Source organism: Rhizobium sp. 10N427 (assembly GCF_056394605.1).
This window is the reverse complement of sequence record NZ_JBFTID010000043.1, coordinates 1-526: the sequence shown is the minus strand read 5'-3', so window position 1 is coordinate 526 and position 526 is coordinate 1. Positions and strand designations below refer to the sequence as shown.

Annotated in this window: 1 protein-coding gene and 1 tRNA gene; one reads left to right on the top strand and one right to left on the bottom strand. The window is 60.3% G+C overall.

What is annotated here, in order from left to right:
- Positions 1-369, top strand: a 369-nt coding sequence (locus AC1DIJ_RS30905) for an acyl-CoA dehydrogenase family protein (protein ID WP_477831759.1), incomplete at its 5' end; no start/stop codon positions are given.
- A gap of 74 nt (positions 370-443) precedes the next feature.
- Here the strand turns inward: AC1DIJ_RS30905 and AC1DIJ_RS30900 are convergent.
- Positions 444-520, bottom strand: a tRNA-Met gene (locus AC1DIJ_RS30900).
- Positions 521-526 lie beyond the last annotated feature (6 nt).

Here is a 526-nt window from a genome sequence, read left to right as displayed (position 1 = left end):
CAATACGGCCTCGACCGCAAGCAGTTCGGCAAGCCGCTCGCCGGCATGCAGCTCTACCAGAAGAAGCTCGCCGACATGCAGACCGAGATCGCCCTTGGACTGCAGGGCTCGCTGCGCGTCGGCCAGCTGATGGACCAGCACAAGATGGCGCCGGAGATGATCTCCATCGTCAAGCGCAACAATTGCGGCAAGGCGCTGGATATTGCCCGCCAGGCCCGCGACATGCACGGCGGCAACGGCATCCAGATCGAATTCCACGTCATGCGCCATTCGCAGAACCTGGAAACGGTCAACACCTACGAGGGCACGCATGACGTCCACGCTTTGATCCTGGGCCGGGCGCAGACCGGCATCCAGGCGTTCTTCTAGGGAATAGAGTTGAACGCAAAAGCCCCGCTTAACGCGGGTTCTATCTATTCTGTTTTGTATCCATGAAGAGGATTTGGTTGCGGGGGCAGGATTTGAACCTGCGGCCTTCAGGTTATGAGCCTGACGAGCTACCGGGCTGCTCCACCCCGCGCCAGTG